Origin of the sequence: Gilliamella mensalis (assembly GCF_900103085.1) — a bacterium.
Lineage (GTDB): Bacteria > Pseudomonadota > Gammaproteobacteria > Enterobacterales > Orbaceae > Gilliamella > Gilliamella mensalis.
This window is the reverse complement of record NZ_FMWR01000032.1, coordinates 1-596: the sequence shown is the minus strand read 5'-3', so window position 1 is coordinate 596 and position 596 is coordinate 1. Positions and strand designations below refer to the sequence as shown.

At 45.0% G+C, this 596-nt stretch carries 1 protein-coding gene; it reads right to left on the bottom strand.

Going from position 1 to position 596, the window contains the following annotated elements; translation table 11 throughout:
* The coding region (locus tag BQ5209_RS10445; protein ID WP_208610030.1) for a contractile injection system protein, VgrG/Pvc8 family at positions 1-596 on the bottom strand (596 nt) is incomplete at both ends.

Genomic DNA, 596 nt, shown 5'->3' with positions numbered 1-596 from the left:
GACCGCTTTCAATCTGATTATTATTAACATTGTTAATATCGTTATTCTCACCACGAGTTGGCAGGTTTTCTTGTCCGTTGCTATCTAAACCTTTATAGTGCTCGGCATAACGGTAGTCAGTGCCGTAGGTGGTAAGGTCTTTAGGTTGGCTGTTAACTTCGCCCTGTAAATCGTCGAGGGCATCACGGTAGTTATAGTCTTGTACCTTCACTGAACAGACCACTACTTCACTATGCAGGCTGATATCCCACACACTTTCAACGCCACTATCCGCCATGCCACTAGGCGGTTTATAGTCGATATCGGCCACTTGCGCATAGCCTTGCTCATAATCACTTAACACCATCACATCACAATGATGTTCGGCATGCGTTTCAAAGCGAAACCAAATACCGACATCGGCCAATAAGCGTTGAATAAATTCAAGGTCACTTTCTTGCCACTGAGTAATAAACGCCCGCTCAGGGTAGCTGTCTTTTAGCTCTAAACGGTAATCAATGCCCGTCAAACCATGACTGCGCAGCACTTCTTCAACTACACTCACCACGCTTTGATTTTGAAATATGGCACTATGTTGCCCAATATCTAGCCTGGCT